Consider the following 25972-nt stretch of genomic DNA (forward strand, 5'->3'; position numbering starts at 1 on the left):
GTTCTTGTCAAAAACAGAAGGCGTGCGATGGTAGAGGAGGCGGGCTCAGAACACCGTGCCGTCGCTCTCGATGCGAAGGGGCGGCAAGCCACCGCGCAGACGCTGGGCCACGGCCCTGCCTGCGGCCCAGGTGCCGCCTTCGAGGATGCAGGCCAGCGGCATCTCCTCGGCGCTGCGGCCAGCATGACGGCGCACGATGGATGCCAGCTCGTCCAGCAGCGCCACCGTCAGCGCGCGCCATTCGACGATGAACTCGTCGCCCGGCTGCCAGCTGCGTTCGAGCAGCGCTGGATCACGTGGAACGATGACGCCCGTGTCCAGCAGCAGGCCGCCATTGCGGTACTCGGGCAGGGCGGTAAGGGCATCCAGCCCCTCGACCTTCACGCCCGCCCACTCGAAGGGCTCGATCAGTGAGTAGGTGAGCCATTGCGACAGTTTGTGGAAGGGCACCCAGCCATGGGTGCGGCCTTCGCCGCCGACACCACTGTGCGCCCAGCAGTCGCCCAGGGCCAGCGCCGGCTCGCCCGGGCCGGGCAGGGCGGTGGGCTGCCGGTGCAGGTAGTTGGCTGACGGCCAGATGGCCGAGAGCGAGTCCAGCAGCAGCGTGAGGATGTCGTGAACCTGCACCGTTGCCGTGGGCGGCACGGCCACGCCTTCGGGCGCGATGAGCATGTCGAACAGGCCGCCCGGCCGCTGCACCTCGGTGCCGAAGACGGCCGGCTGCTCGGCCAGCACCTCGCCCAGACGGCGCAGCAGCGTGACCCGGCCGTCCAGGCCGACGAGCGGGTTGTCGCTGTGCACCTGGAAGGCCTGCGCCAGGCGGTCGGCGACCAGGCCGCGCAGCCCGGCCGCGTCGGCCTGCAAGGGGCGTTCGGGGTCGGAAGAGAAAAGCCCCGTCTTGAAGGCATGGAAGCTGGCCACGCCGAGGCCTTCGGAGCGGGTGAAGCGCTGGTCGGACGCGGACTCGTGGTAGGCCCAGTCCGCCCCGGCGCCGGCGTCGAGCAGTACGCTCACCACGGCCAGGTCGATGCGCGCCTTGGCCTTCTCGCGGGGTGTCGCCTGCTCGCCCAGCAGCTGATCGAGTTCGGCCGCCCGGTCGACGCCGCCGGCCTCGAAATGCCGCCAGCGGCTGTGGTAAGGGATCGGCCGCCAGGCGTAGCGCGCCTGGGTGGCCTGGGCCACTTCACGCGCGGCGTCGTCCAGCTTGGTCTCATCACCGATGGTGAAGAAGGCCGAGTCGCCACGGCGGGCGCGGTCCAGCAGTTCGGCCGCACGCTCGCGCACGGCGACCGTCGTGCGCAGCCAGGCAACGGCGGCCTCGGGTTGGTTGAGGTCGGTGGCGGGAAGCACGTGTTGGCTGTCCGTCATTCGCCCAGCTCCCGTCCACGGGTGGCCTTGAGTTCATCGGCGCCGGGCACCTTGCCGGGCGTGAAATAGCCGGCGGCCATCTTGGCGTCGATCTCGACGCGCGCATCCGCGGGGATCAGATCGTCGGGGATGTTGACGCGCACGCCCACCTCGATGCCGGATCCGGTGATGGCGTCGTATTTCATGTTGCTCATGGACACGAGGCGATGGATCTTGCGGATGCCCAGCCAGTGCAGCACGTCGGGCATCAGCTCCTGGAAGCGCATGTCCTGCACGCCGGCCACGCATTCGGTGCGGGCGAAGTACTGGTCGGCGGTGTCGCCGCCCAGTTGGCGCTTGCGCGCGTTGTAGACCAGGAACTTGGTCACCTCGCCCAACGCGCGGCCTTCCTTGCGCGCATAGGAGATGAGGCCCACGCCGCCGCGCTGCGCGCCCTGGATGCACTCCTCGATGGCATGCGTGAGGTAGGGGCGGCAGGTGCAGATGTCGGAGCCGAACACGTCCGAGCCATTGCACTCGTCGTGCACGCGGGCGGTGAGCTCGACCTCGGGGTTGGCCAGGTCGCGCGGGTTGCCGAAGATGTAGATCGTCTGCCCGCCGATGGGTGGCAGGAAGACCTCCAGATCCGAACGCGTGACGAGTTCGGGGTACATGCCGCCCGTTTCCTCGAAGAGCACGCGCCGCAGGTCGGTCTCGGAGCATCCGAAGCGCTTGGCCACACCCGGCAGCCACCACACGGGTTCGATGGCCGCCTTGGTGACCAGCGCCGCGCCACCGGCGGTGAGGAACTTGCCGTCGGCCTTCAGGCGGCCCTTCTGCAGCGCATCGATCACCTCCGGCAGGATCACGTGCGCCTTGGTCACGGCGATGGTGGGGCGGATGTCGTAGCCCGCAGCCAGCTCCTGCGCGAACACGTCGGAGACGACGGCCCCCCAGGGGTCCATCGAGACGATCTTTCCCGGCTCGCTCCATTGCGGATAGGGCCCGATGACGTCCGTCGGCGAAGTGTTGGTGAGGTCGGCGCGGTGCTCACGCTTGAGCGCGCCGGCGGCCACGGCCAGCGCCCGGTACACGCTGTAGCTGCCGCTGTGGGTGCCGATCACATTGCGATGCGCCCGCTTCGTCGTCGTGCCGACAACGGGGCCGCGCTCGGAAGGGGTGGCCGCGTCCCAGCGGATGGGGAGGGAGCCGAGCCCGCCGGCGTGGGAGGTCAGGCGGATGTGGTGGCGGGCGGAGGGGCAGGTGGCAGGGGGAGACGTGGTGCTGTCAACAGACATTGCAGGCCCTCAAAAATGTCAATGTAGCGAGGGGTCGCATCGCTGGCAAGAAAGGGGTTCGGCTGCCGAGCTCTCACCCAAACGGCTGAGCCACGTCTGTCATATCAGATATCCGTTACCTTTTGCAATATAGTGAAGAAGCCATGTCTTGGTTCACCTTTGCTGGCCTTTCCGCCGAGCCTTTGCTCTGGCAGCTTCACGACTTCCGCCTAGTGGCGCTGGCGGCCGTGCTGGCGATCTTCTCGTCCGCCCTGGCCGTGCACATGGCCTCGCTCGGCTGGAGTGCGCACCACGCCCTCATCCGTCATCTGAGTGCTGCGGGCGGCGCGCTGGCCCTGGCCTGCGGCATCTGGGCGATGCATTTCATCGGCATGTTGGCCTTCGCCGTCAGTGCGTCCGCACCGATCGGACTGGGCATGACGGCGCTCTCCCTGTTGCTCGCCTTTGCGGCCTGCTGGGTCGCGATGCTGCTGCTCACACGCCCGCAACTGGCGTCCGCCGCGATTGCCTGGGGCGGCGTGGCGGTGGGCGCCGGGATCGGCGCCATGCACTACACGGGCATGGCGGCGTCGGCCGCCGCGGGCGGAATGCGCCACGATCCGAGAATGGCCACGCTCTCGGTGGTGCTTGCCATCTGCCTGGCCACGCTGGCGCTGTGGGTGTGCGCGCGTCTTCGGGCGCGGGCGACGAGTTCCTGGGCCGTCGCGATGGTGGCGGGGACGGTGCTGGGGCTGGCGATCCTCTCGATGCATTTCACGGCCATGGCGGCGCTCAGGTTCGACATCGCCACGACGTCCGCCTCGACCGGCCGCAACGGCTGGCTGGCGGTGGTGATCGCAGGCTTCGTCGCGCTGATCGGCCTGCTCGCCATCGCCTTGCATGTGGGCCTTCGCCAGCGCCAGTTGCTGGAGCAGGCAAGGCGCAGCGAATCGCGCCTGCGCGCCCTGGTGGACACCGCCGGTGACGGTGTGGTGCTGTTCGACGTGCAGGGCACCATCCAGTCCTTCAACGGCGCCGCAGAGCGGCTGTTCGGGTGGCGGGCCGACGAGGTTTTGGGGCGCAACGTGGCGCTGCTGATGTCCGACCCCCTGCCTCCGGAGGCCAACCGCGATGCGAGCAATGCCGTGGCGCAGACATGGGCCACCTTCATCGGTGTGGGCCGCGAGTTGGACGCCCGCGACAGGGCGGGGGCTCCGGTGCCGGTCCGGCTGGCTGTCGGACGCGCCGGCGTGCAGGAGGAAACCCTCTTCGTCGCCTTCATGACCGACATCCGCGAACGGCGCGACATGGAGATGTCCTTGCGGCGCAGTGAGGAGCAGTTCCGGTCGCTCATCGCCAACATTCCCGGGGTGACGTTCCGCTGCCGCTTCTCTCGCGACTGGCGCATGCTGTTCGTCAGCGATGCGATGGCCGGACTGTGCGGCTTCCCCGCGGAGGACTTCCTGGCGGGACGCATCAGCCTCGCCGAGCTGATCCACCCGGACGACGCCGAGCGCATCTGGGAGCAGGTGTCCCATGCCCTGGTGCAGGACCTGTCGTACCACGTCGAGTACCGCCTGCGTCATCGCAACGGGCGGCTGCGCTGGGTGTCCGAGACCGGCCGGGGCGTGCGCGGCAGCGATGGCGAGATCCAGTGGATCGACGGCGTGATGGTCGACAACACGGCCATGCGTGCGCGCAAGGTCGAGTTCGAAGGAATCGTCGATGCCATCGGTCGGGCGCAGGGCATGTTGGAGATGGACCTCGATGGGCGGATCCTCCATGCCAACGAGCTGTTCCTGCAGTTCGTGGGCTATACCCTGGAAGAACTGCGCGGACAGCCGCATGCGGTGCTCTGCCGGGCTGATGAGGTGCAGAGCCCCGAATATGCCGAGCGGTGGCGGCGTCTGCGTGCCGGCGAGCAGCACAGTGGCGAGTACGCCCGTGTGACGCGTGGGGGCGGGGAAGTGTGGCTGCACAGTTTCTACAACCCGATCCTTGACGCCGAAGGTCGGCCCTTCAAGATTCTCAAGCTTGCCGCGGACTTGAGCGAGCGACGACTGATGGAGCAGGCGCTGCGGGATGCGAAGGAGCGTGCCGAATCCGCTGCAGCGGCGCGTAGCACTTTCCTGGCCAACATGAGCCACGAGATCCGCACCCCCATGAACGCCATCATCGGCTTCACGGAAGTGCTGCTCGACTCCCCGCTCGACCCCAGCCAGCGCCGGCATCTGAGCACCATCCACCAGGCATCCCATTCCATGCTGCGGCTGCTCAACGAGGTGCTCGACACGGCCAAGCTGGAGAAGGGCGCGATGACGCTGATGGAGGAGGACTTCTCCCTGCGTGCGTTGTGCGACCAGGTGGTCGCCTCGATGCGCATCAGCGCCATGCGCAAGGGCCTGGACCTTGCACTCGACTATCAGCCAGGCATGCCGTCATACTTCTGCGGCGACGCGTTGCGCGTGCAGCAGGTGCTGCTCAACCTGCTGGGCAACGCCGTCAAGTTCACCGAGCAGGGCAGGGTGGTGCTGCGCGTGCGCCATCATGGCGGTGAGCTCACGCTGGCGGTGGAGGACACCGGCATCGGCATCGAGCAGAGCATGCTGGAGCGCATCTTCGAGCCCTTCGCGCAGGCCGACGCCTCGACCTCGCGGCGCTTCGGCGGCACCGGACTGGGCACCACCATCTCCCGCCAGCTCGCGCACCTGATGGGCGGCACCATCCGCGTGACCAGCGTGCCCGGGCAGGGCAGCGTGTTCACCGTGCGCCTGCCGCTCCCGCTGGGCAGTCTCGGCAAACCGGCCGCTGCGCCCCATGGCGCGCCCGAGGCGCGGGAGTTGCCGGCCCTGCGTATCCTGGCGGTGGACGATGCGCCGAGCAACCTGGAGCTGCTCGAGATCCTGCTGGGCCGAAGTGGCCATCAGGTGGCATTGGCCGAGGGGGGCGAGCAGGCGGTCCAGATCGCCGCAGCCGAGCGCTTCGACCTGATCCTCATGGATCTCCAGATGCCTGACATGGACGGCCTGGCGGCGGCGCGCACGATCCGCAGGGCCGAGCGGACAGCGGGTGAGCGCCCTGTCCCGATCGTTGCCATGTCCGCCAGCGTGCTCGATGCTGACCGCCTCGCCGCAGAAGCGGCGGGGATGGACGGATTCGTGAACAAGCCGCTCGCGCCGCAGCAGTTGACGTGGGAGATGGCCCGGGTGCTCGGCATGGATCCTGCGCCGGGCCAGCCTGAGGCGGCCCCGGCGGGCGCGCCCTCCATCGACTGGCACCGTGCGCTTGCGCTCTGGCACCGGCCCGAATTGCTGCACGACGCGCTCGAACGCTTTCTGGCCGAACAGCGTGCGACCCCGGCGCGTCTGATGCAGTTGATGGACGTGCGGGATTGGCGGGGCATGGCCGCCGTGGCGCACCGCTTGGTGGGGGCCGCTGGCCACTTCGGCCTCAACACCTTGCAAGGGCTCGCCGGCCGGCTCGAGCTGGCCGCCCAGGGACTGGATGCCACCGAATGCGACCAGTGCATCGGGGCGCTGCCAGGCGAACTGCTGCATGCAGAACAGTCGCTGCGGGAGCAGCGTCTGCAGACGTCCGACGCCGTGTGGCTTGACGCGCCCGACGGTACCGACCCGAAACCCGACCTGTCGTGCGTGCTGGACCTGATTGCAAGAACGAGCACGCTGCTGCGCGCCGGCGAATGGCCGGATGCGCCATTCACCGCGCTGTCTGCATTGCTGCCCGGCGCAATGCTGGTGGACGTCAATACGGCGATTGGCAACTTCGAGTTCGACCGGGCACGCGCAGCCCTGGACCTTCTGGCGGACCGGTTGCGCCGCGCCGCTGCGGTCGACGGCTGAACGCAGCCGCGTTGACGGGAGCGATGCCGCGGGGGTCTGGCTGACGCTGAGGGCTGGTCCAGGGGCCACAACTGCGCGAGTGACTCCTGTGCACCGAGGTATTTGAACTATGCAATGTGCGTTATGTCAAATAACGAGTGCGCTTTGGGGCTCAGAAGTTCGACGATACGCGCCAAGCAAAAAAGGCGCCCTTTTCAGGACGCCTTTCACTTGCCTCGGTCGAAAGCAGCAGGCCCTTGAGACCGGCGGCCGACGCTGCCTCCGCATTCAATCGCGCGAGGATTCCAGCGTCTTGTTGATGTAGAGCGCCACCAGCGTACAGATCGCGCCCGACGCCAGATACACGCCCAGGAATGCCAAACCGAAATGGGCGGAAAGCCCCAGTGCCACCAGCGGCGCGAATGCGGCACCCACGAGCCATGCGAAGTCCGAAGTCAGCGCTGCCCCCGTGTAGCGGTACCGGGCACTGAAGTTCGAGGTCACCGTCCCGGAAGCCTGGCCATACGACAGGCCCAGCAGCACGAATCCGATCAGGATGAACACGTTCTGACCTTCACTCGACTTCAGCAGCACCGGCGCCACCAGACTGAACAGGCCGATCAGCGCAGCCAGCGTGCCCAGGGTGTTGCGGCGACCAAAGCGGTCGGCGATCCAGCCAGAAGCCAGGACGGCCGCGGCACACAGCAGGCCCCCGATCACCTGCACGCCCAGGAAGTCGGCAATGGACTGGTCCGAATAAAGCTGGATCCACGACAGCGGAAACACCGTCACCAGATGGAACAGCGCATAGCTGGCCAGTGCCGCGAAAGCACCGATGAAGATGTTGTAGCCCTGCGTGCGCAGCAACTCGCCGGCAGGTGTGGGTTCGAGCTCGCGCTGCTCGAGCGCCCTCTCGTACTCATGGGTCACCACCAGGCGCAACCGGGCGAACAGCGCCACCACGTTGATGGCGAAGGCCACGTAGAACGGGTAGCGCCAGCCCCAGTTCATGAAATCTTCCTGCGACAGACTGCCGTAGAGGTACATGAACAGCGCACTGGCGATCACGAAGCCGAGCGGCGCACCGAGCTGGCCCAGCATGGCATACCAGCCGCGACGATGCGGCGGAGCGTTCAACGACAGCAGCGAAGGCAGTCCGTCCCAGGAGCCACCCGTGCCCAGGCCCTGGCCGATGCGGAACAGGCCCAGCAGCACGATCGCCCAGACGCCGGCGACGTCATAGCTCGGAAGAAAGGCGATGCCCGCGGTCGAGGTTCCAAGCAGGAACAGCGCGATGGTCAGCTTGGTGGCGCGTCCGTAGCGCTTCTGGATGCCCATCGAGACGATGGTGCCAATGGGGCGCGCGATGAAGGCCAGCGAGAAAATGGCGAACGCGTAGAGTGTGCCCTCCAGGCGGTCCACAAAGGGGAAGAACAGCTGGGGAAACACCAGCGCGCAAGCGATGCCGAAGACGAAGAAGTCGAAGTACTCGGACGACCGCCCGATCACCACGCCAACCGCGATGTCGCCCGGGGCCACATCGTGATCATCTGCGTTGACCTGGCGAGCGTCTCGCTCGAGTTCTCCAGAGTGGATTCCGGCGTGTGCCGGGCTCAGGCTGCTCATCGAAAGTCTCCCTTGTTCCGAGGAGGGCCCAGATTACCACGCGAGCTTCGCAGCTCCGTCGGACGGCAGCTATAGGACAAATTGTCCAATCGCCTACGCGGGCGTGCACCTCTACAGTGCGGACTCCTGCCGCCGGCGCGCGAGGTGCCGGCCTGCTCGTTCCCTTCAGATTCCAGCGTATGCCTTCATTCAAGACCTTCCGCGCGCCAGTCATCCTGGCCGCCACGGCGCTTCTGGCCGGTTGCAACATGGTGGTGCTCAATCCCTCGGGGGACGTCGCCTCGCAGCAGGGCCGCCTCGTGATGATCGCAACCGGGCTGATGCTGCTGATCATCATTCCGGTGATCGTGCTGACGCTGCTGTTCGCCTGGCGCTACCGTGCCGCGAACAAGGACGCGGACTACCAGCCCGACTGGCACCACTCCACCCGTCTCGAACTCGTGATCTGGTCGGCGCCACTGTTGATCATCATCGCGCTGGGCGCATTGACGTGGATCAGCACCCATACGCTGGACCCCTATCGCCCCCTGGACCGCGTCGCCGCCGGCAAGCCCGTGGCGGCCGATGTCAAGCCGCTGGAGATCCAGGTGGTCTCGCTGGACTGGAAATGGCTGTTCATCTACCCCGAGCAGGGCATCGCGACCGTCAATGAGGTCGCCGCACCGGTCGACCGTCCCATCCGCTTCAAGCTGACCTCGAGCACCACGATGAATGCGTTCTACGTGCCCGACCTCGCCGGCATGATCTACACCATGCCCGGCATGCAGACCGAGCTCAACGCCGTCATCAACAAGCCCGGCGTCTACCACGGCCTGTCCTCGCACTACAGCGGTGCCGGCTTCTCGGGCATGACCTTCAAATTCCACGGTGTCTCCGATCAGGACTTCGCCAAGTGGGTGGCCGATGCCAAGTCTGGCAGCCAGAGCCTGACTCGCGCGGTCTACAACGACCTGGCCCGTCCCAGCGAGCGCAACCCGGTGCGGCGCTTCGCGTCGGTCGATGCGGATCTGTACTCGCGTGTGCTCGGCCTGTGCACCGTCGACGGCCAGCGCTGCATGCACGAGGTGATGGCCCAGGACGCCCTGCGCGGCCGCACCAAGGCTGGTGAAGCCGCCGTCGCCGCGCTCATGCCCCAGCAGATCTGCACGCCCAACCAACCGGTCGACCTGCTCAACTGAGGACGCCGCCCTCCCCGGCCCGCATCCCGGCACCCATTCGAAGAAACGAAGCCCTATGACTGAACCTTCTACCGCCGCGCCCCACTGGCTGCTGGGGCGGCTGACCTGGGAATCCGTTCCCATGGCGCACGAGCCGATCGTGCTGTGGACCTTCATCGCCGTCGCGCTCGGCGGCCTGGCCATGTTGGCGCTACTCACCAAGTTCCGCCTTTGGGGCCCCCTGTGGCGCGACTGGTTCTGCAGCATCGACCACAAGAGGATCGGGATCATGTACATGATCCTGGGCATCGTGATGCTGCTGCGCGGCTTCGCCGACGCGCTGATGATGCGGCTGCAGCAGGCCGTGGCCTTCGGCGACAACATGGGATACCTGCCGCCGCACCACTACGACCAGATCTTCACGGCGCATGGCGTCATCATGATCTTCTTCGTGGCGATGCCGCTGGTGACGGGCCTGATGAACTACCTCGTGCCGCTGCAGATCGGCGCGCGCGATGTGGCCTTCCCCTTCCTGAACAACTTCAGCTTCTGGATGACCACCGGCGGCGCCGTGCTGGTGATGCTGTCGCTGTTCCTGGGCGAGTTCTCCACCGCCGGCTGGCTCGCGCTGTCGACGCTGGGCAACCAGAACCCCGGGGTGGGTCTCGATTACTACATCTGGGCATTGCAGATCGCGGGGGTGGGCACCACGCTCTCGGGCATCAACCTGCTGGTGACCATCGTCAAGATGCGCGCACCCGGCATGGGCCTGATGAAGATGCCCGTCTTCACCTGGACCTCGCTGTGCACCAACGCGCTGATCGTGGCCTCCTTCCCGGTGCTGACGGCCGCCCTGGTGCTGATGTCCCTCGACCGCTACGTCGGCACGAACTTCTTCACCAACGTGTCGGGCGGCAACCCGATGCTGTACGTCAACCTGATCTGGATCTGGGGCCACCCTGAGGTCTACATCCTGGTGCTGCCGGCCTTCGGCGTGTTCTCCGAGGTGGTGGCCACCTTCTCGGGCAAGCGCCTGTTCGGCTACACGTCCATGGTCTATGCCACGGTCTGTATCACCATCCTGTCGTACATCGTGTGGCTGCACCACTTCTTCACGATGGGCTCGGGTGCGAGCGTGAACGCCTTCTTCGGCATCACGACCATGATCATCTCGATCCCGACGGGCGCGAAGATCTTCAACTGGCTCTTCACCATGTACCGCGGCCGCATCCGCTTCGAGCCGCCCATGCTCTGGACCGTCGGCTTCATGGTCACCTTCGCCATCGGCGGCATGACCGGTGTGCTGCTGGCCGTGCCCCCGGCAGACTTCGTGCTGCACAACAGCCTGTTCCTGATCGCCCACTTCCACAACGTGATCATCGGCGGCGTCGTGTTCGCCATGTTCGCCGGCATCAACTACTGGTTCCCGAAGGCCTTCGGCTACAAGCTGGACGCCTTCTGGGGCAAGTGCTCGTTCTGGTTCTGGCTGGTGGGCTTCTACGTGGCCTTCATGCCGCTCTATGTGCTTGGCCTGATGGGTGTGACGCGTCGCGTCAACCATTTCGAAGACACCTCGCTGCAGATCTGGTTCCAGATCGCCGCCTTTGGCGCCGTGCTCATCGCCTGCGGCATCGGCTGCTTCCTGATCCAGCTGGGCGTGAGCTACCTGCGCCGCGAGCAGCTGCGCGACCACACGGGCGACCCGTGGAACGGCCGCACGCTGGAGTGGGCGACCTCCTCGCCCCCGCCGCAGTACAACTTCGCGTTCACGCCGGTCGTGCATGAGGTCGACGCGTGGTGGGACATGAAGCAATACGGCTACAAGCGTCCGCTGGGTGGCTTCAAGCCGATCCACATGCCCGCCAACACCGGCGCCGGCGTGGTGATCTCGGTGTTCTCGGTGATCTGCGGCTTCGCGCTGATCTGGCACATGTGGCCGCTGGCCGCCGCCTCGTTCGCAGCCACCATCCTGGCGTCGATCATCCACACCTTCAACTACAAGCGCGACTACTACATCCCGGCCGACGAAGTCTCGGCTGCCGAGAACGCGCGCACCCAACTGCTGGCCCGTCATGTCTGATCTCGCCTACGCAACCGGCACCGCCGGCGACACCACCGACCGCGCCTACCACCTGGCAGAGGAGCCCCATCCGGAGAACGGCACCTCGCTGGGCTTCTGGCTCTACCTGATGAGCGACTGCCTGATCTTCGCGGCGCTCTTCGCAACCTATGGCGTGCTCGGCCGCAGCTATGCCGGTGGCCCGAGCGGCGCCGAGCTGTTCGACCTGAAGCTGGTGGCCATCAACACGGGCTTCCTGCTGCTGTCGTCGATCACCTTTGGCTTCGCCATGCTCCAGAAGCAGCAGAACAAAGTGGGCGGCACGCTGGGCTGGCTGGCCATCACCGGCGTCTTCGGCCTGTGCTTCCTGGGCGTGGAGCTTTATGAGTTCCACCACCTGATCCATGAAGGCGCCACGCCGCAGAGCAGCGCCTTCCTGTCGGCCTTCTTTGCGCTCGTGGGCACCCACGGCCTGCATGTGACCTTCGGCTCCATCTGGCTGGTCGTGCTGATGATCCAGATCTCCAAGCGCGGCCTGATCCACGAGAACAAGCGGCGCCTGATGTGCCTGTCGATGTTCTGGCACTTTCTGGACGTCGTCTGGATCGGCGTCTTCACCTTCGTCTACCTGATGGGAGTGCTGTGATGAGTACCCATGCCACCCACGCGGCCCATGCCGGCCACACCCATGACGATCATCACCATGACGACCACCACGGCGACGTGGGGCCGCACAGCAGCTTCTCGGGCTACATGATCGGTTTCGTGCTGTCGATCGTCCTCACCGCCATTCCTTTCTGGCTGGTGATGAACGACGTGATCAGCAACCGCAACACGGCCGTCATCGTGCTGGGCGCCTTCGCCATCGTGCAGATCGTCGTCCACATGATCTTCTTCCTGCACATGAACGGGAAGGTCGAGGGCGGCTGGACCATGCTGTCCACCATCTTCACCATCGTCTTCGTGGCCATCGCGATCGCGGGCACGCTGTGGGTCATGTTCCACATGAACACGAACATGATGCCGGCCCACGAGATGCACCAGCACATCCAGCGCGCGCAATGACGCAGCGCCGCCGCGGTCAGGTCCTGGTGCCTGCCGCGGCACTTTTTTTTGTGCTCCTGCTGGCCCTGGGCAGCTGGCAGGTGCATCGCCTCGGCTGGAAGCGCGCGCTGATCGCACGGGTCGAAGCCCGGGTGACGGCAACGCCGGCCGACGCACCGGCTCGCGCTGCGTGGCCGTCCGTCACCGCCGAGAGTGCGGAATACCAGCGCGTGAAGCTCCAGGGCCGCTTCCTGCCGGACAAGGCGGCGCTGGTGCAGGCAACGACCGACCTGGGCGCCGGCTTCTGGCTGCTGACGCCGCTAGAGCGGCCGGACGGCAGCTTCGTGTGGGTCAACCGCGGCTTCCTTCCCCCGCAGGCGCGTGAGCCCTCGGCCCGCGGCCGGGCCGAGCCGACCGGCACCGTCGACGTGGTGGGCCTGCTGCGCATCACCGAGCCCAAGGGCGCCTTCCTGCGTCACAACGATCCCGCCGCCAACCGCTGGTATTCGCGCGACATCGCCGCGCTCACCGCGGCCCGCGGGCTTCCGGCCGCCGACACCGCCCCTTACTTCGTGGACGCGGCCCGCGACCCGCGGCAGGCCGAGGGCACCTGGCCCGTGGGCGGCCTGACCGTCATCCGCTTTCCCAATAACCACCTGATGTACGCCATCACCTGGTACGGGATGGCCCTGCTCCTGCTCGTGGGCATGGGCTATGCCTGGCGCCGGGGCGCGCTGGCACCGGACGACAATCCGGCGCAATGAGCGCCAGCCCTTCCGACTCCCCCGCCCTGCTCGCGGCCCGCGCCCAGGTGCGGGCCCAGGCCGCGCGAGGCCTCGATTCGGCCACCGGCCGCAAGAACCTGCACCAGCTCATCCAGCTGCGCTGGATCGCTGCCTTCGGCCAGATCGTCACCATCGAGGTGGCGCACTACGGCCTGCAATTGCCCATTCCGATGGAGCCCATGCTGGCCGTGCTGGCCGGCCTGCTGGCATTCAACGTGCTGAGCCTGCTGCGTTGGCGCACCGGCCGGCGGGTGACCAATGGCGAGCTGTTCCTGGGCCTGATGGTGGACGTGGGCACGCTCACGGCCCAACTGCACCTGAGTGGCGGGATCAGCAATCCCTTCGTCTACCTCTACCTGCTTCAGGTCACCCTGGGTGCCGTGCTGTTGCGCGCATGGGCCGTGTGGACCATGGTGGCCGTGGCGATCGGCTGTGTCGCCGGCCTGGCGATCTTCAGCAGGCCACTGCCAGTGGCGTTGGAGGCGCACCGCGGGCTTGCCAGCCCCTACCTGTCGGGGCTGCTGATCTGCTTCGCGCTCAATGCCGTATTGCTGGTCGTGTTCATCACCCGCATCGGCCAGAACCTGCGCGAGCGCGACGCCCGCCTGGCCGCGCTGCGCCAGCGCGCCGCGGAGGAAGAGCACATCGTGCGCATGGGCCTGCTGGCCTCCGGCGCGGCGCACGAGCTGGGCACGCCCCTGGCCACGCTGGCCGTGATCCTGGGCGACTGGCAGCACCTGCCCCACTTCAATTCCGATCCCGAACTGCTTCAGGACGTGACCGAGATGCAGACCCAGGTGCTGCGTTGCAAGTCCATCGTCAGCGGCATCCTGCTGTCGGCTGGCGAGACGCGGGGCGAGTCCTCGGCCATGACCACCGTCTGTCGCTTCCTCGACGACCTGGTGGCCGACTGGCGCTCCACCCGCTCAGGCACGGTGCTGCTCTACAGCAACCGCTTTGGGCACGATCTGCCCATGGTCTCGGACTCGGCCATCGCGCAGATGATCTGCAACGTGCTGGACAATGCCCGCGAGGCCTCTCCGCAGCGGATCCACCTCCATGTGGGCCGCGAAGACGACACGCTGGTGCTCGAGGTGTTCGACGAAGGACCGGGCTTTCGTGCCGACATGCTCACGCGACTGGGCACGCCGTACCAGTCGACCAAGGGGCGCCCCGGCAGCGGCCTGGGCCTGTTCCTCGTCGTGAACGTCGCCCGCACCCTGGGCGGTCAGGTGGAGGCCGCCAATCGTGCGGAGGGCGGTGCGCTGGTGCGCATCACGCTGCCTCTCGCCGCCGTCACGCTAGCCACCACGGATCCCGCTGAATGACCGACCTGCTGCTGTCCGATGCCGACGCCCGGCAACTGCTGATCGTGGAAGACGACGACGCCTTCGCGCGCACGCTCGCGCGATCCTTCGAACGTCGAGGCTATGAGGTGCTGCGGGCCGGCAGCCTCGAGGAGGTGAATGCGCTGCTGGAGACCGAGGCGCCCACCCACGCGGTCGTCGACCTCAAGTTGCAGGGCGAAGCGTCGGGCCTGGCCTGCGTGCAGGCCTTGCACGCGCACGACCCGGAAATGCTGATCGTGGTGCTCACCGGCTTCGCCAGCATCGCCACGGCGGTCGAGGCGATCAAGCTCGGCGCGTGTCACTACCTGGCCAAGCCCTCCAACACCGACGACATCGAGGAGGCCTTCGGCCGCGCCGACGGCAGTACCGAGGTGGAACTCACCCAGCGCGCCAGCTCGATCAAGACGCTGGAGTGGGAGCGCATCCACGAAACCCTGGCCGAGACCGGCTTCAACATTTCCGAGACCGCGCGCCGGCTGGGCATGCACCGCCGGACCCTGGCGCGCAAGCTGGGCAAGCAGCAGGTCAAGTAGGCGCTGGCGAGCGCCTCAGATGCCTTCTGGCGCCCGAGCCAGCTCGGCCTGCAGTTGCGCCCGACGCACCGGGTCGTCTACCGACGCGCACAGCTGGCCGAAAAATTCCTGGCGCGTGCGCGCCTGCGCCATGGCCCTGCGCACCACCACCTTGGCAATGGGACCGAGCTGCCGGGCCAGTGCGCGGCTGGCATAGTCGCTCAGGCCCGCAGAAATGGCCGCGTCGGGTACCGACGTGCTCGCCGGCGAGGACGCCGCCCCCGTGGGCACGGCCGCCGACCCCGCCCGCGTGCCGGCCGACGTGCCTGCCGCTGCGCTGGCACTCACCAGCGCCTGAAAGCGCTGCCGCTCGCCCGGGTCGCGGATATGTTGGCCCACGCTGTCCTGCAGTTGCTGCAGGTCCGTGCTCGTTCGCGCCGCCTCGCGCACCAGGACGCGCGCCATCGGTCCCATGAAGCGGGTCAGCGCGGCCTCCACCGCGGCCAGGCTGCCGGCGTCCCAGCTGGAAGGCATCGCCGAGCCGGTCGGGCCGCGCGAGGTGCCGGGGGTGGCCGGCCGCACACGCAAGGGCATGGCCGCGATGACGGTGGCGTCCTCGGCCGTGGTGCCTCCGGCAACCGCGCTGCGCTCGGCCAGCGCGTCACGGAACTCTGCGGCGCTGCCGAAGCGCGCCTGCGGCGCCTTGGCCAGCGCACGGGCGATCACCGCATCCAGCGACGTGGGGATCGACAGCCCGTCCAACGTCGACAGCGGCGCCGGATCCTGGTGCAGCACCTTGTACATGACAGCCTCGGGCGTCTCGGCCGCGAACGGGGAACGGCCGCTCAGCATGCGGTACAGCAGCACGCCCGCGGCGAACAGGTCCACCCGGTGGTCGATGCTCTCGCCGATGTACTGCTCCGGGGCCATGTAGCCGGGCGTGCCGATGGTCGACGCCGCCTGGGTGAGCGCAGCGCTGGCGATGCGGGCCACGCCGAAGTCCATCACCTTCAGCAGCCCGTCGTTGGTCACGATCAGGTTGGCGGGCTTGATGTCGCGGTGCCAGACGCCGGCGCGGTGCGCGCTGCCGAGTGCATCCAGCAGTTGCTGCATGAAGCGAATCGCCATGCCCTCGGGCAGCGTCGGTGTGGCGCCGAGGATCTGCGCCAGGTCGCGGCCCTCGACGAACTCCATGGCGATGAAGGCGGTGGTGTCGTCTTCGCCGTATTCGTAGATCGGCACGATGCCCGGGTGCGACAGCCTCCCTGCCGCGCGTGCTTCGTTGCGGAAGCGTGCGGCCATGTCCTCGGCGATGCTGGAGTCGAGCAGCGCCTTGCGCACCGTCTTGATGGCGACCTGCCGGTCGATGAACGGGTCGTGGGCCTTGTAGACCACCCCCATGGCGCCCTCCCCCAGGACGCCCACGATGTCGTACTTGCCGAGGCGGCGCGGGTGCTGCATGCCTCAGCCTCGACGCGGCCGCTGCGGCGCGTGCACGCTGTCCGCGCGCGGGAGCGATGTCCGGCCCACCGGCACTCAGACGTCCAGCATCTTCATGGCCTGCACCAGGCTCGCGCGCATGCGGGCGAAGGATTCGGCCAGCGTGCCGATCTCGTCGCGGCTGCGCACCGGGAACTCGGGCGCTTCCAGCTCACCCATGCTCACGCGGTCGGCCAGCGCCGACAGGCGGGTCACGGGCTGGATGACCAGCTTCCAGAGCATCAGGTTGAGCGCGCCACCGATCAGGAGGAACACCGCAGCGAGCGAGCCCATGACGACGGCGAACGCCTTGGAGGCGCGATCGAAGGGCACCGACATCGGCACCGAGACCACCTGCGCGCCAAGTGTCTCGCCGATCGTCCAGCCGAAGCCGTTGGCCGGGCCGTACTTCTCGATCATGGTGGCCGGGGCCGCCGCCGGCGTGCTGTGGCAGCTCAGACACGCCGGGTTGCTGATGCGGATGGGGCGCGCGACGAACAGCGCACGGCCCGAGGCAGTCTCACGCTGGCCGATGAATTCCGTGAGTTCCTTGTCCTTGGCGAAACGGGCGATCACGTCCTCCTCCCAGTCCTGGGCGCGATCGCGCGGATTGGTGGGATTGAGCATGGCCGGCTTGTAGCCGTATTCGGGATGCATCTCGCGCAGAGCATTGACCATCTCGGTGGCCGAATAGGCCGGCACCGACTGCGGCAGGAAGGTGTAGTTCATCTGGTTTTGCAGCAGCGGCTGCACCTGCGTGGCCGTGTACGTGCTGACGGCCGCAGCGCTTTCCATGATGAGGCGGGCCTGCTCCACCACTTCGTCATGGGCGCCGCGCTGCAGCAGATCGCGCGCCAGGTAGGCCGAGGCGCCCAGCCCGACCGCGAAGACCAACAGAAAGACCAGATTGAACTTGAGCAGCAGTTTCATGGCGATGTCATGGCAGGACGGAGGCGGTGGTCCCGTCAGTAGGCGGAGCGCCCCGGCACTGGGGGAACGGTGGGCGCTGCGGGAGGGGGCGCCGACCGTAGGGCTGGCGCAGGCTGCGACCGCGGCTTGACGTATTTCTCGGGAAAGACGACGCGGTCCCACTCGGGGTGTCGATTCATGTTGGCGACCAAGGCGGCGCGGAACGCAGGCTTCTTCGCCAGTCCTCGCCAACGTTCTGCAAAGCGCGCACGCAGCGCGGGCTCCGCCTGCAGCCAGGCCGCCACGTCCTCGTAACGCAGATCGTCCACCCGCTCGGCCTCGACCGGTCGGTCCTTGAATCGTGCAGCGCGCAGCGGCAACGGGTCGAGGAAGCTGGGCGGCACGGCGCGAACGAAGGCGGCGTCCGGGCGCGCGCGCTCGGTCCAGCCCTCGGCGTCGAGCAACCGTCCCGTGGCCAGTTCGACGGGCTCCTGGCCGCGCACGGTCCGCGCCTGCACCCGCGCCTTGCCAGATTCGGCAAAGACCTGGGTCCTGGACGGCGCGACCTGTACCACCACGCTGCCGCCCTCCCCCGTCAGCGCGAGGTCGGGCGTCAGCAGGCTGGTCACGGCACGGGACGAAGGCGCCGCACCCAGCTTGACCCAACCTTGCAGCAGGTAGAGCCGGCCGGCCGGGGCCCGGCCGCCGGTGCCCAGCCGCGCTTCGACCATCGCCCGGCTGGCGGGCCCGAGGTCGACGACGGGACCGTCTGCGTACTCGAGCCGGAGCAGGCGGGCATCGGCGGCGGTCTGGACGAGGTCACCGGCCTGAAGCACGACGCCCGGTGCCAGCGCGAAACGGCCACCCTCCCTCAGCAGATGGGCCTCGCCCTCGACCAGCGTCGCGATGACCACCGGTCCCGCAGCCAGCGCTGGGGTGGCGAAAAGAACCAGAAGAAGAACAGCCGCGGCGAGCGTGCGGATCAGCTTCGTGACGGTGATCGACGTTCGGCGCGGCCCCATGAAGGGCGGGATGATGCCGGGCGCTTCGTGTGTGGACCATATGCAGGATGGCCTAAGCCATGACCGAGGGACGCAGCCCCGGGACCTGCATGGCTGCCCTGGCCTCCTAAAATCACCGTCTGTTCCGCTTACCGCCGCCTTATCCGACCCCGGCATTTTTCCCTGCCGCAGGCCGCATCAGATCAGCTGCATAAGCTTATGCGCATAAGGCGCGAACCAAAAAATCGTTTGCCTTCATAAGGGTGGCGCCTAAAGTGCCGCCTTCGCGCGCGGTGTCCGCGCCGCGTGGCCGACTGCCTCCCACACACGATGTACCAATACACAGACTTCGACCGCCAGTTCGTGCGCCAGCGCGCCGCACAGTACCGCGACCAGCTTGAGCGCTGGCAGGCGGGCAGCCTCAGCGAGGAGGAGTTCCGCCCGCTGCGCCTGCAGAACGGCTGGTACGTGCAGCGTTATGCGCCGATGCTGCGCGTGGCCGTGCCCTACGGCGAGCTCTCCAGCCGGCAGGTGCGCGTGCTGGCCCGTATCGCCCGCGAATACGACGAGCCCGAGGCCGAGGTCTACCGACAAGCCCTGGAAACGCAGGGCGCCCTGGGCACCACGTCGCTGCCCACCCACTACGCCCACTTCACCACGCGCCAGAACGTCCAGTACAACTGGATCCCCCTTGGCAAGAGCGCCGAGGTGATGGAACTGCTGGCCACCGTGGACATGCACGGCATCCAGACCAGCGGCAACTGCATCCGCAACATCACCACCGACGAGCGCGCGGGCGTGGCCGTGGACGAGGTCGCCGACCCCCGCCCCTACGCCGAGATCATGCGGCAGTGGAGCACCCTGCACCCCGAGTTCGCCTTCCTGCCGCGCAAGTTCAAGATCGCCATCACCGGCGCCACCGAGGACCGTGCCGCCACCGGCTGGCACGACGTGGGCCTGAAGCTGGTGAAGAACGAGGCCGGCGAGACCGGCTTCCAGGTGCGTGTGGGCGGCGGCATGGGCCGCACGCCCATCGTGGGCACGGTGCTGCGCGAGTTCCTGCCCTGGAACCAGATCATGAATTACCTCGAAGCGGTGATCCGGGTCTACAACCGCTACGGTCGCCGCGACAACCTGTACAAGGCCCGGATCAAGATCCTGGTCAAGTCCGAGGGTCAGGCCTACATCGACGACGTCGAGGCCGAATACCGCGACGTGATCGAGCGCGATGGCGCCCCGCATACCATCAGCCAGGCCGAGTTCGACCGGGTGGCCGCCTCCTTCGTGCCGCCGGCACTGGCCGCCCGCGCCGGTGTGCCGGCCGAGCAGGCGGACGCCGTCCTGCGCCAGGCTGCCGACCGCGAGCCGATGTTCGCCCGCTGGCTGCAGCGCAACGTGGCCGCGCACCAGAACCCGCAACTGCGCGCCGTCACGCTCTCCTTCAAGCGCCGGGGCCAGGCGCCGGGCGATGCCTCGGCCGACCAGCTGGACACCGTGGCCGAGCTGGCCGACCGCTTCTCGGCCGGCGAACTGCGCGTGACGCACGACCAGAACGTGCTGCTGCCCTGGGTGCATGCCGAAGACCTGTTCGAACTCTGGCAGGCCGCCCGCGCCGCCGGCTTTGCCAGCGCCAACGTGCACCTGCTGACCGACATGATCGCCTGCCCCGGCGGCGACTTCTGCGCCCTGGCCAATGCGCGCTCCATCCCCATCGCCGAGGCCATCACAGAGCGCTACCAGGACCTGGACGAGCTGGACGACCTGGGCGAGATCGACCTGCACATCAGCGGCTGCATCAACAGCTGCGGCCACCACCACAGCGGCCACATCGGCATCCTCGGAGTCGACAAGGACGGCAAGGAGTGGTACCAGGTGACGCTGGCCGGCTCGGACGGCTCCGACCTGAGCGGCCCGGCCCAGGCCGGCAAGGTGGTCGGTCCCTCCTTCTCGGCGGCCGAAGTGCCGGGCGTGATCGAGGCCGTGCTCGGCACCTACCGCGACACCCGCAATGCCGGCGAAACCTTCATCGACACGCTGCGCCGCGTCGGCCACGAGCCCTTCAAGGCGGCCGCCAACGGCGCCCGCTTCAAGGTCGAGGAAGTCGCCTGAGTCACGGGGAGAAGAGACGCATGAACAAAACCCTGAACATCCTCTCCGCCGGCCAGCACGAAGCCGAAGCCGCCGCGGCAGCCGACCGCGTGCTGAAGTTGCCCAACGATGCCGACCCCGCCGAAGCCGACCTGGCCGGCGTGACGCGCATCGAGCTGCACTTTCCCAAGTTCACCGACGGCCGGGCCTACAGCCAGGCCTTCCTGCTGCGCCGCCGCCTGGGCTTCAGCGGCGACATCCGCGCCACCGGTGACGTGCTGATCGACCAGCTGGTGCAGATGCAGCGCATGGGCTTCACCAGCGCCGTGCTCAAGGAAGGCAAGGATGTGGCCGAGGCGCAGCGCCAGTTCGAGCGCTTTGCCGACTTCTACCAGGGCGATGCGGTGCAGCCGGCGCCGCATTTCGTGCGCGCCGAGGCCTGATCCTCCGAGCGGCGAAGCGCCCAACAGCCGACCACCGCTTGCGGGTGCTGGTCGGCTTTTTCTTGGCTGCGTCGGCCGATGCAGGCGCCCAGCGGGCCGGCGATGCCTTATCCGAGCCTCGCCGCTCATCGCGCGAGAACCCGCATCAGCAGCGGTGAATATGCTTATCCGCATAAGGCGCGAACAAAAAGATCGTTTGGTTTCATAAGGGCTCTCCCTAAAGTTCGACCCCAGGGCATTGCTGTCGTTGTCGTCGCCATGCCATTCGAAAGAGCCGAGCCATGAACGCCATTCCTTCCCAAGTCCAGAACTCCACCGCCTTCGACCTGGCCGAGGTCAATGCCCGCCTGGGCCGCAATGCACAGGGCCTCGTGGACTGGGCCATCGGTCTGCACCGCCCGGCCATCGTCACCACCAACTTCCGTCCCTTCGAGGCCGTGATCCTGCACATGGTGACGCGCACCCAGCCCGACGTGCCGGTCGTGTGGATGGACAACGGCTACAACACCGAGGCCACCTACCGCTTCGCCGACGAGGTGACCCGCCAGCTCAAGCTGAACCTGAAGATCTACCTGCCGCTGCGCTCGCGAGCGCATCGCGAGGCCGTCGAAGGCCCCACGCCCGCGCTGGACGACCCGCGCCACGCGGCCTTCACCGAAGAGGTCAAGCTGGAGCCCTTCACCCGCGCCCTGCGCGAGACGGCGCCCCAGGTCTGGTTCACCGCGCTGCGCGCAACCGATACCGCCGTGCGCGCCCAGATGGAGCCCGTCAGCGTGAATCCCGACGGGCTGATCAAGGTGGCGCCGCTGCTGCACTGGTCGTCCAAGGACCTGCACGACTACTGCGTGCAGCACGGCCTGCCCAACAACTTCGATTACGTGGACCCGACCAAGGGCGAGGACAACCGCGAGTGCGGCCTGCACATCACGCACTGATCCTTCCTGTCCACTTCCCGAATCCATCTTGCCCCACAGAACCATGAACGCCCGAACCGACGCCGACCTGCTGCTGCCCGACGCCCTGGCTGCCTCCGCCACCGCGCGCCTGTCCAACGCCCACCTCGACGCCCTGGAGGAAGAGGCCATCTTCATCCTGCGGGAAGTGGCCGCGGCCTTCGAGCGGCCGGCGCTGCTGTTCTCCGGCGGCAAGGATTCGCTGGTGCTGCTCAAGTGCGCCGAGAAGGCCTTCGGTGCCGGCCACCTGCCCTATCCGCTGCTGATGATCGACACGGGCCACAACTTTCCCGAGGTGACCGACTTCCGCGACCAGCGTGCGAAGGAACTGGGCGCCGAGCTGATCGTGCGCAGCGTCGAGGACTCGATGGCCCGCGGCACTGTGCGTCTGGCCCATCCGGGCGAGTCGCGCAACGTCCACCAGTCGGTCACGCTGCTGGAGGCGATCGAGGAATTCCGTTTCGACGCGCTCATCGGCGGCGCCCGCCGCGACGAAGAGAAGGCCCGCGCCAAGGAGCGCATCTTTTCTCACCGCGACGCCTTCGGCCAGTGGCAGCCCAAGGACCAGCGCCCCGAGCTGTGGACGCTGTTCAACACCCGCATCGCCCCCGGGGAACACTTCCGTGTCTTCCCGATCAGCAACTGGACCGAGCTGGACGTCTGGCAGTACATCGAGCGCGAGCAGATCGAACTGCCCTCGCTCTACTACACCCACAAGCGCGAGATCGTCGAGCGCCGCGGCCTGCTGGTGCCCGTCACCGAGCTGACGCCGGCCCGCGACGGCGAGACGGTCGAACTGCGCGACGTGCGCTTCCGCACCGTGGGCGACATCACCTGCACCTGCCCGGTGGCCAGCCTGGCCGCCGGCCCGGCCGACGTGGTGATCGAGACGCTGTCGGCCGAGGTCAGCGAGCGCGGCGCGACGCGCATGGACGACAAGACCTCCGACGCTTCCATGGAGAAGCGGAAAAAAGACGGGTATTTCTGAGCCGCGCCCACCGGAACGACCAAGGATTCGACAGCCATGACGACCACGACCGACATCTCCGCTTCCGCCGACACCGGCACCGCCCTGCGCTTCATCACCTGCGGCTCGGTGGACGACGGGAAGAGCACCCTCATCGGCCGCCTGCTAGTGGACAGCCGGGCCGTGCTGGCCGACCAGCTGGCCGGCGTGCAGCGCGGCGGCGAGACCGACCTGGCGCTGCTGACCGACGGCCTCTCGGCCGAGCGCGAGCAGGGCATCACCATCGACGTCGCGTATCGCTATTTCTCCACCGCCAGGCGCAAGTTCATCATCGGCGACGCGCCGGGGCATGAGCAGTACACCCGCAACATGGTGACGGCCGCCTCCAGCGCGGATGCCGCCGTGGTGCTGGTCGATGCCACCAAGCTGCCCTGGGCGGCCGAGGTGGGCGATGGCGAGGTGGTGGTGCGCGAGCTGCTGCCGCAGACCCGCCGCCACATGCTCCTGGCCCATCTGCTGCGCGTGCAGTCCATCGTGGTGGCCGTCAACAAGCTGGACGCCATCGACGACGCCGCGCTGGCCTTCGAGCGCATCGCCGGCGCGCTGAACGACTTTGCGGCCGCCGCCGGCGTGCGCGTGGAAGCCATCGTGCCGATCTCCGCCCTCAAGGGCTGGAACGTGACCGAGCCGCACCGCGAAGGCGCCGCCGGCTGGGCCGGCTACGAAGGCCCGAGCCTGCTCGAACTGCTGGAGGCGCTGCCCGTGACGGCCGCCGAGACGCAGCAGCCCTTCACCTTCCCGGTGCAGTGGGTCGAGAAGTTCTCGTCTTCGGCCGACACCAGCCAGGGCCGCCGCATCTTCTGGGGCCGCGTCGGCGGCGGACAGGTGGCCCCCGGCCAGCGCGTGACGGTGCTGCCCAGCGGCCAGACCGCCACCGTGGCCCGCGTGCTCGACCATGTGCGGCGGGAACATGTCGTTGCTGCTGGCCACAGCGCCGGCATCGTGCTGGACCGCGAGGTCGATGTCTCGCGCGGCGACTGGCTGCTGGAACCCGGCGCCTTCGAGCCGACCCGCGAGATCACCGCCACCGTCGCCTGGCTGGACGACGAACCGCTGGTGCCCGGCCGCGTCTACTGGGCGCTGCAAGGCCACCGCTGGGTCAAGGCCAAGGTGCAGCGTATCGTGGACCGGCTCAACATCGGCACGCTCGACGCCGAGGCCGCCACGCAGCTGGACGCCAACGCCATCGGCCAGGTCGTGCTGGCCCTGCAGCAGCCGCTGGCCGTGCAGCCCTTCACCGCCTCGCGCGCGCTGGGCTCGCTGGTGCTGGTCGACACGGCCTCGCACCGCACCTGCGCCGCCGTCCTGGTGCGCTGAGAAGGTGTGAACGGCCACGCCCGGCCGTTGCGCCGGGCACGCCGAGCACCTTCAAATCCTTTCTGGCGCCGTTGCCAGTGTTGCCCATGCCCGCCGAGGCATGGGCCGCCCTTTACAATCTCGGGTTTTTCCCGACTCCTTCACCAGCCATCCAGCCATGACCCACGTCGTTTCCGAGAACTGCATCCGCTGTAAGTACACCGATTGCGTCGACGTGTGTCCCGTGGACTGCTTCCGCGAAGGGCCGAACATGCTGGTGATCGACCCCGACGAGTGCATCGACTGCGCCGTGTGCATTCCCGAATGCCCGGCCAACGCGATCTATGCCGAGGAAGACCTGCCTGCAGAGCAACTCGCCTTCATCAAGCTGAACGCCGAGCTGGCCCGCGCCGACGGCTGGAAGAGCATCACCAAGCGCAAGGCTGCGCTGCCAGATGCCGACGAGTGGAAAGACAAGCCCAACAAGCTGGCCGAACTGGTCAAGTAAGACCGGCCGCTGAGCGCGTGACCGGACAGGCCCCGCCCCCGCACCTGGACACCGGCGCCCTCATCATCGGCGCCGGCCCGGCCGGCCTGTTCCAGGCCTTCCAGCTGGGCCTGCTCGAAATCCCCTGCCGCATCGTCGACGCCCTGCCCCATGCGGGCGGCCAGTGCGTCGAGCTCTACGGCCACAAACCCATCTACGACATTCCCGGCACCCCCGTCACCACGGGGGCCGGGCTTGCCGAGTCCTTACTCGCGCAGATCGCGCCGTTCCAGGTGCCGATGCACCTGGGTGAACAGGTTGCGACGCTGGAGCGTGAGCAGCCGGGCGACGCCGAAGCCCTTTGGCTGGCAACGACCTCGGCCGGCACTCGCTTCCGTGCGAAGGCGGTCGTCATCGCCGCGGGCGTGGGGGCCTTCGTGCCCAAGCGGCTGAGCGTCGAGGGCGCCGAGGCCCACGAGGGCCGCAGCCTTTTCTATCACCCGTCGGACCTGTCACGCTTCGCCGGCCAATCGGTCGTGGTCCATGGAGGCGAGGAAGCGGCGGTGGAAGCCGCGCTGGGCCTGGTCGGCGTGGCGCGCGACGTGACGCTGCTGCACCGCCGCGACGTCTTCCGCGCCGACGACGCGCTGCTCGCCGCCCTGCGCCAGCGACTCGACACGGGCGACATCCAAATCGCGGTTGGGCAGCCCAGCGCCTTCGATGGCCGCTCCCTCACCATCGACACGCCCGATGGCGAAACGCGCGCATTGCCGCTCGATGCGCTGATCGTCTGCCAGGGCATCTCGCCCCGACTCGGCCCCATCGCCGACTGGGGGCTGGAACTGGAGCGCAAGCAGATCCCCGTCGACACGCAGCGCTTCCAGACGCGCGAAGCCGGCCTCTATGCCGTCGGCGACATCAACACCTACCCGGGCAAGCGCAAGCTGATCGTGAGTGCCTTCCACGAGGCCACGCTCGCCGCCTGGGCGGTGGCCGAGCGGGTGTTCGACGGCAAGGTACCGCCGCTGCAGTACACCACCACCAGCACCCGCCTTCGCGAACTGCTGGGCGCGCCGCCGCAGCCTTGACGGGCGGCAAGCCGCGCCGCCCTCCCACTCTTACAATCCGCGACTCGCTAGGGGTGCCGGGCTTCGCTGGAAGCCGGGCTGAGAAAACACCCTTTGAACCTGTTCGGCTGGCCCGACGCATCGTCCACGGTGCAACGGCCCGCCGGAGCCGCGAAGCGTCCCAGGCGCTTCAGGCCTGAGGTAATCCTCGCGCAGGGAAGCAGCTC

Annotated in this window: 21 protein-coding genes; 15 read left to right on the top strand and 6 right to left on the bottom strand. The window is 67.8% G+C overall.

Annotation, left to right across the window (positions count from 1 at the left end; genetic code table 11):
• Positions 1-45 precede the first annotated feature (45 nt).
• Both BXA03_RS17690 and BXA03_RS17695 read right to left on the bottom strand, forming a co-directional pair.
• Positions 46-1368 carry a URC4/urg3 family protein gene (locus BXA03_RS17690; protein ID WP_076510227.1) on the bottom strand — a complete coding sequence of 441 codons (1323 nt, stop codon included), beginning with the start codon at positions 1366-1368 and terminating at the stop codon, positions 46-48.
• Positions 1365-2645 (bottom strand): GTP cyclohydrolase II, encoded by a 1281-nt coding sequence (locus BXA03_RS17695; RefSeq protein WP_076510229.1) that lies wholly within the window; start codon positions 2643-2645, stop codon positions 1365-1367. The genes BXA03_RS17690 and BXA03_RS17695 overlap by 4 nt, the downstream gene beginning before the upstream one ends.
• A 143-nt stretch (positions 2646-2788) precedes the next feature.
• On the opposite strand from BXA03_RS17695, the gene BXA03_RS17700 reads away from it, so the two are divergent.
• Positions 2789-6484, top strand: coding sequence for a PAS domain S-box protein (locus BXA03_RS17700; RefSeq protein ID WP_076510231.1), 3696 nt, complete (start codon positions 2789-2791; stop codon positions 6482-6484).
• 267 nt (positions 6485-6751) lie between these two features.
• Here the strand turns inward: BXA03_RS17700 and BXA03_RS17705 are convergent, their stop codons facing one another.
• Positions 6752-8089, bottom strand: a complete 1338-nt coding sequence (locus BXA03_RS17705; protein ID WP_076510233.1) for an MFS transporter — start codon at positions 8087-8089, stop codon at positions 6752-6754.
• A gap of 179 nt (positions 8090-8268) precedes the next feature.
• Here BXA03_RS17705 and cyoA point away from each other — a divergent pair, with 179 nt between their 5' ends.
• Genes cyoA through BXA03_RS17740 form a run of 7 tightly spaced genes read left to right on the top strand, consistent with a single transcriptional unit; the run spans position 8269 to position 15016 of the window.
• Positions 8269-9267 carry a ubiquinol oxidase subunit II gene (gene cyoA / locus BXA03_RS17710; protein ID WP_076510235.1) on the top strand — a complete coding sequence of 333 codons (999 nt, stop codon included), beginning with the start codon at positions 8269-8271 and terminating at the stop codon, positions 9265-9267.
• Positions 9268-9322: 55 nt separating this feature from the next.
• Positions 9323-11326 carry a cytochrome o ubiquinol oxidase subunit I gene (gene cyoB / locus BXA03_RS17715; protein ID WP_076510237.1) on the top strand — a complete coding sequence of 668 codons (2004 nt, stop codon included), beginning with the start codon at positions 9323-9325 and terminating at the stop codon, positions 11324-11326.
• On the top strand, positions 11319-11951 hold the full coding sequence (gene cyoC, locus BXA03_RS17720; RefSeq protein WP_076510239.1) for a cytochrome o ubiquinol oxidase subunit III: 633 nt from the start codon (positions 11319-11321) through the stop codon (positions 11949-11951). The genes cyoB and cyoC overlap by 8 nt, the downstream gene beginning before the upstream one ends.
• Entirely contained in the window at positions 11951-12370 is a 420-nt protein-coding gene (gene cyoD / locus BXA03_RS17725) for a cytochrome o ubiquinol oxidase subunit IV (RefSeq protein WP_076510241.1), read from the top strand. The genes cyoC and cyoD overlap by 1 nt, the downstream gene beginning before the upstream one ends.
• Entirely contained in the window at positions 12367-13113 is a 747-nt protein-coding gene (locus BXA03_RS17730) for an SURF1 family protein (RefSeq protein WP_076510243.1), read from the top strand. Before cyoD ends, BXA03_RS17730 begins: the two co-directional genes overlap by 4 nt.
• The gene (locus tag BXA03_RS17735; protein WP_076510246.1) at positions 13110-14462 is read left to right on the top strand and encodes an ATP-binding protein; all 1353 of its coding nucleotides are present in this window, start codon (positions 13110-13112) and stop codon (positions 14460-14462) included. The genes BXA03_RS17730 and BXA03_RS17735 overlap by 4 nt, the downstream gene beginning before the upstream one ends.
• On the top strand, positions 14459-15016 hold the full coding sequence (locus BXA03_RS17740) for a response regulator transcription factor (RefSeq protein WP_076510248.1): 558 nt from the start codon (positions 14459-14461) through the stop codon (positions 15014-15016). Before BXA03_RS17735 ends, BXA03_RS17740 begins: the two co-directional genes overlap by 4 nt.
• Positions 15017-15031: 15 nt before the next feature.
• Here the strand turns inward: BXA03_RS17740 and BXA03_RS17745 are convergent, their stop codons facing one another.
• The 3 genes from BXA03_RS17745 to BXA03_RS17755 form a co-directional block, all read right to left on the bottom strand.
• Positions 15032-16456 carry a serine/threonine-protein kinase gene (locus BXA03_RS17745; protein ID WP_076510250.1) on the bottom strand — a complete coding sequence of 475 codons (1425 nt, stop codon included), beginning with the start codon at positions 16454-16456 and terminating at the stop codon, positions 15032-15034.
• A gap of 75 nt (positions 16457-16531) precedes the next feature.
• The gene (locus tag BXA03_RS17750; RefSeq protein WP_076510252.1) at positions 16532-17404 is read right to left on the bottom strand and encodes a c-type heme family protein; all 873 of its coding nucleotides are present in this window, start codon (positions 17402-17404) and stop codon (positions 16532-16534) included.
• A gap of 35 nt (positions 17405-17439) precedes the next feature.
• Positions 17440-18405, bottom strand: a complete 966-nt coding sequence (locus BXA03_RS17755; RefSeq protein WP_076510254.1) for a FecR family protein — start codon at positions 18403-18405, stop codon at positions 17440-17442.
• A 309-nt stretch (positions 18406-18714) separates the two neighbouring features.
• Between BXA03_RS17755 and BXA03_RS17760 the strand changes: the two genes are divergently transcribed.
• The 7 genes from BXA03_RS17760 (at position 18715) to BXA03_RS17790 (ending at position 25766) form a co-directional block, all read left to right on the top strand.
• Entirely contained in the window at positions 18715-20493 is a 1779-nt protein-coding gene (locus BXA03_RS17760; RefSeq protein ID WP_076510256.1) for a nitrite/sulfite reductase, read from the top strand.
• 20 nt (positions 20494-20513) lie between these two features.
• On the top strand, positions 20514-20915 hold the full coding sequence (locus tag BXA03_RS17765) for a DUF934 domain-containing protein (protein ID WP_143476355.1): 402 nt from the start codon (positions 20514-20516) through the stop codon (positions 20913-20915).
• Positions 20916-21196: 281 nt separating this feature from the next.
• Positions 21197-21850: a phosphoadenosine phosphosulfate reductase domain-containing protein gene (locus BXA03_RS17770; protein WP_076510258.1), complete on the top strand. Its 654-nt coding sequence runs from the start codon at positions 21197-21199 to the stop codon at positions 21848-21850.
• A gap of 43 nt (positions 21851-21893) precedes the next feature.
• Positions 21894-22856 carry a sulfate adenylyltransferase subunit CysD gene (gene cysD, locus BXA03_RS17775; RefSeq protein WP_076510260.1) on the top strand — a complete coding sequence of 321 codons (963 nt, stop codon included), beginning with the start codon at positions 21894-21896 and terminating at the stop codon, positions 22854-22856.
• A 36-nt stretch (positions 22857-22892) separates the two neighbouring features.
• A complete protein-coding gene (locus BXA03_RS17780) occupies positions 22893-24212 on the top strand; it encodes a sulfate adenylyltransferase subunit 1 (RefSeq protein WP_076510262.1) in 1320 nt (439 codons plus the stop codon).
• A 157-nt stretch (positions 24213-24369) separates the two neighbouring features.
• A complete protein-coding gene (gene fdxA / locus BXA03_RS17785) occupies positions 24370-24699 on the top strand; it encodes a ferredoxin FdxA (protein WP_058640734.1) in 330 nt (109 codons plus the stop codon).
• A gap of 17 nt (positions 24700-24716) precedes the next feature.
• A complete protein-coding gene (locus BXA03_RS17790; protein ID WP_076510264.1) occupies positions 24717-25766 on the top strand; it encodes an NAD(P)/FAD-dependent oxidoreductase in 1050 nt (349 codons plus the stop codon).
• Positions 25767-25972: the final 206 nt, after the last annotated feature.

The sequence above is a fragment of the Pseudacidovorax sp. RU35E genome, assembly GCF_900156165.1.
Taxonomy (GTDB): Bacteria; Pseudomonadota; Gammaproteobacteria; order Burkholderiales; family Burkholderiaceae_C; genus Xenophilus.

Bases quoted from the DNA above. Each gene is read 5' to 3' on its own strand.
- BXA03_RS17740 (WP_076510248.1), top strand. From the start codon at position 14,459: ATGACCGACCTGCTGCTGTCCGATGCCGACGCCCGGCAACTGCTGATC.
- BXA03_RS17750 (WP_076510252.1), bottom strand. From the start codon at position 17,404: ATGAAACTGCTGCTCAAGTTCAATCTGGTCTTTCTGTTGGTCTTCGCG.
- BXA03_RS17690 (WP_076510227.1), bottom strand. From the start codon at position 1,368: ATGACGGACAGCCAACACGTGCTTCCCGCCACCGACCTCAACCAACCC.
- BXA03_RS17700 (WP_076510231.1), top strand. From the start codon at position 2,789: ATGTCTTGGTTCACCTTTGCTGGCCTTTCCGCCGAGCCTTTGCTCTGG.
- cyoA (WP_076510235.1), top strand. From the start codon at position 8,269: ATGCCTTCATTCAAGACCTTCCGCGCGCCAGTCATCCTGGCCGCCACG.
- BXA03_RS17770 (WP_076510258.1), top strand. From the start codon at position 21,197: ATGAACGCCATTCCTTCCCAAGTCCAGAACTCCACCGCCTTCGACCTG.
- BXA03_RS17730 (WP_076510243.1), top strand. From the start codon at position 12,367: ATGACGCAGCGCCGCCGCGGTCAGGTCCTGGTGCCTGCCGCGGCACTT.
- cyoB (WP_076510237.1), top strand. From the start codon at position 9,323: ATGACTGAACCTTCTACCGCCGCGCCCCACTGGCTGCTGGGGCGGCTG.
- cyoD (WP_076510241.1), top strand. From the start codon at position 11,951: ATGAGTACCCATGCCACCCACGCGGCCCATGCCGGCCACACCCATGAC.
- BXA03_RS17695 (WP_076510229.1), bottom strand. From the start codon at position 2,645: ATGTCTGTTGACAGCACCACGTCTCCCCCTGCCACCTGCCCCTCCGCC.
- cyoC (WP_076510239.1), top strand. From the start codon at position 11,319: ATGTCTGATCTCGCCTACGCAACCGGCACCGCCGGCGACACCACCGAC.
- fdxA (WP_058640734.1), top strand. From the start codon at position 24,370: ATGACCCACGTCGTTTCCGAGAACTGCATCCGCTGTAAGTACACCGAT.
- BXA03_RS17755 (WP_076510254.1), bottom strand. From the start codon at position 18,405: ATGGGGCCGCGCCGAACGTCGATCACCGTCACGAAGCTGATCCGCACG.
- BXA03_RS17735 (WP_076510246.1), top strand. From the start codon at position 13,110: ATGAGCGCCAGCCCTTCCGACTCCCCCGCCCTGCTCGCGGCCCGCGCC.
- BXA03_RS17745 (WP_076510250.1), bottom strand. From the start codon at position 16,456: ATGCAGCACCCGCGCCGCCTCGGCAAGTACGACATCGTGGGCGTCCTG.
- BXA03_RS17765 (WP_143476355.1), top strand. From the start codon at position 20,514: ATGAACAAAACCCTGAACATCCTCTCCGCCGGCCAGCACGAAGCCGAA.
- cysD (WP_076510260.1), top strand. From the start codon at position 21,894: ATGAACGCCCGAACCGACGCCGACCTGCTGCTGCCCGACGCCCTGGCT.
- BXA03_RS17705 (WP_076510233.1), bottom strand. From the start codon at position 8,089: ATGAGCAGCCTGAGCCCGGCACACGCCGGAATCCACTCTGGAGAACTC.
- BXA03_RS17780 (WP_076510262.1), top strand. From the start codon at position 22,893: ATGACGACCACGACCGACATCTCCGCTTCCGCCGACACCGGCACCGCC.
- BXA03_RS17760 (WP_076510256.1), top strand. From the start codon at position 18,715: ATGTACCAATACACAGACTTCGACCGCCAGTTCGTGCGCCAGCGCGCC.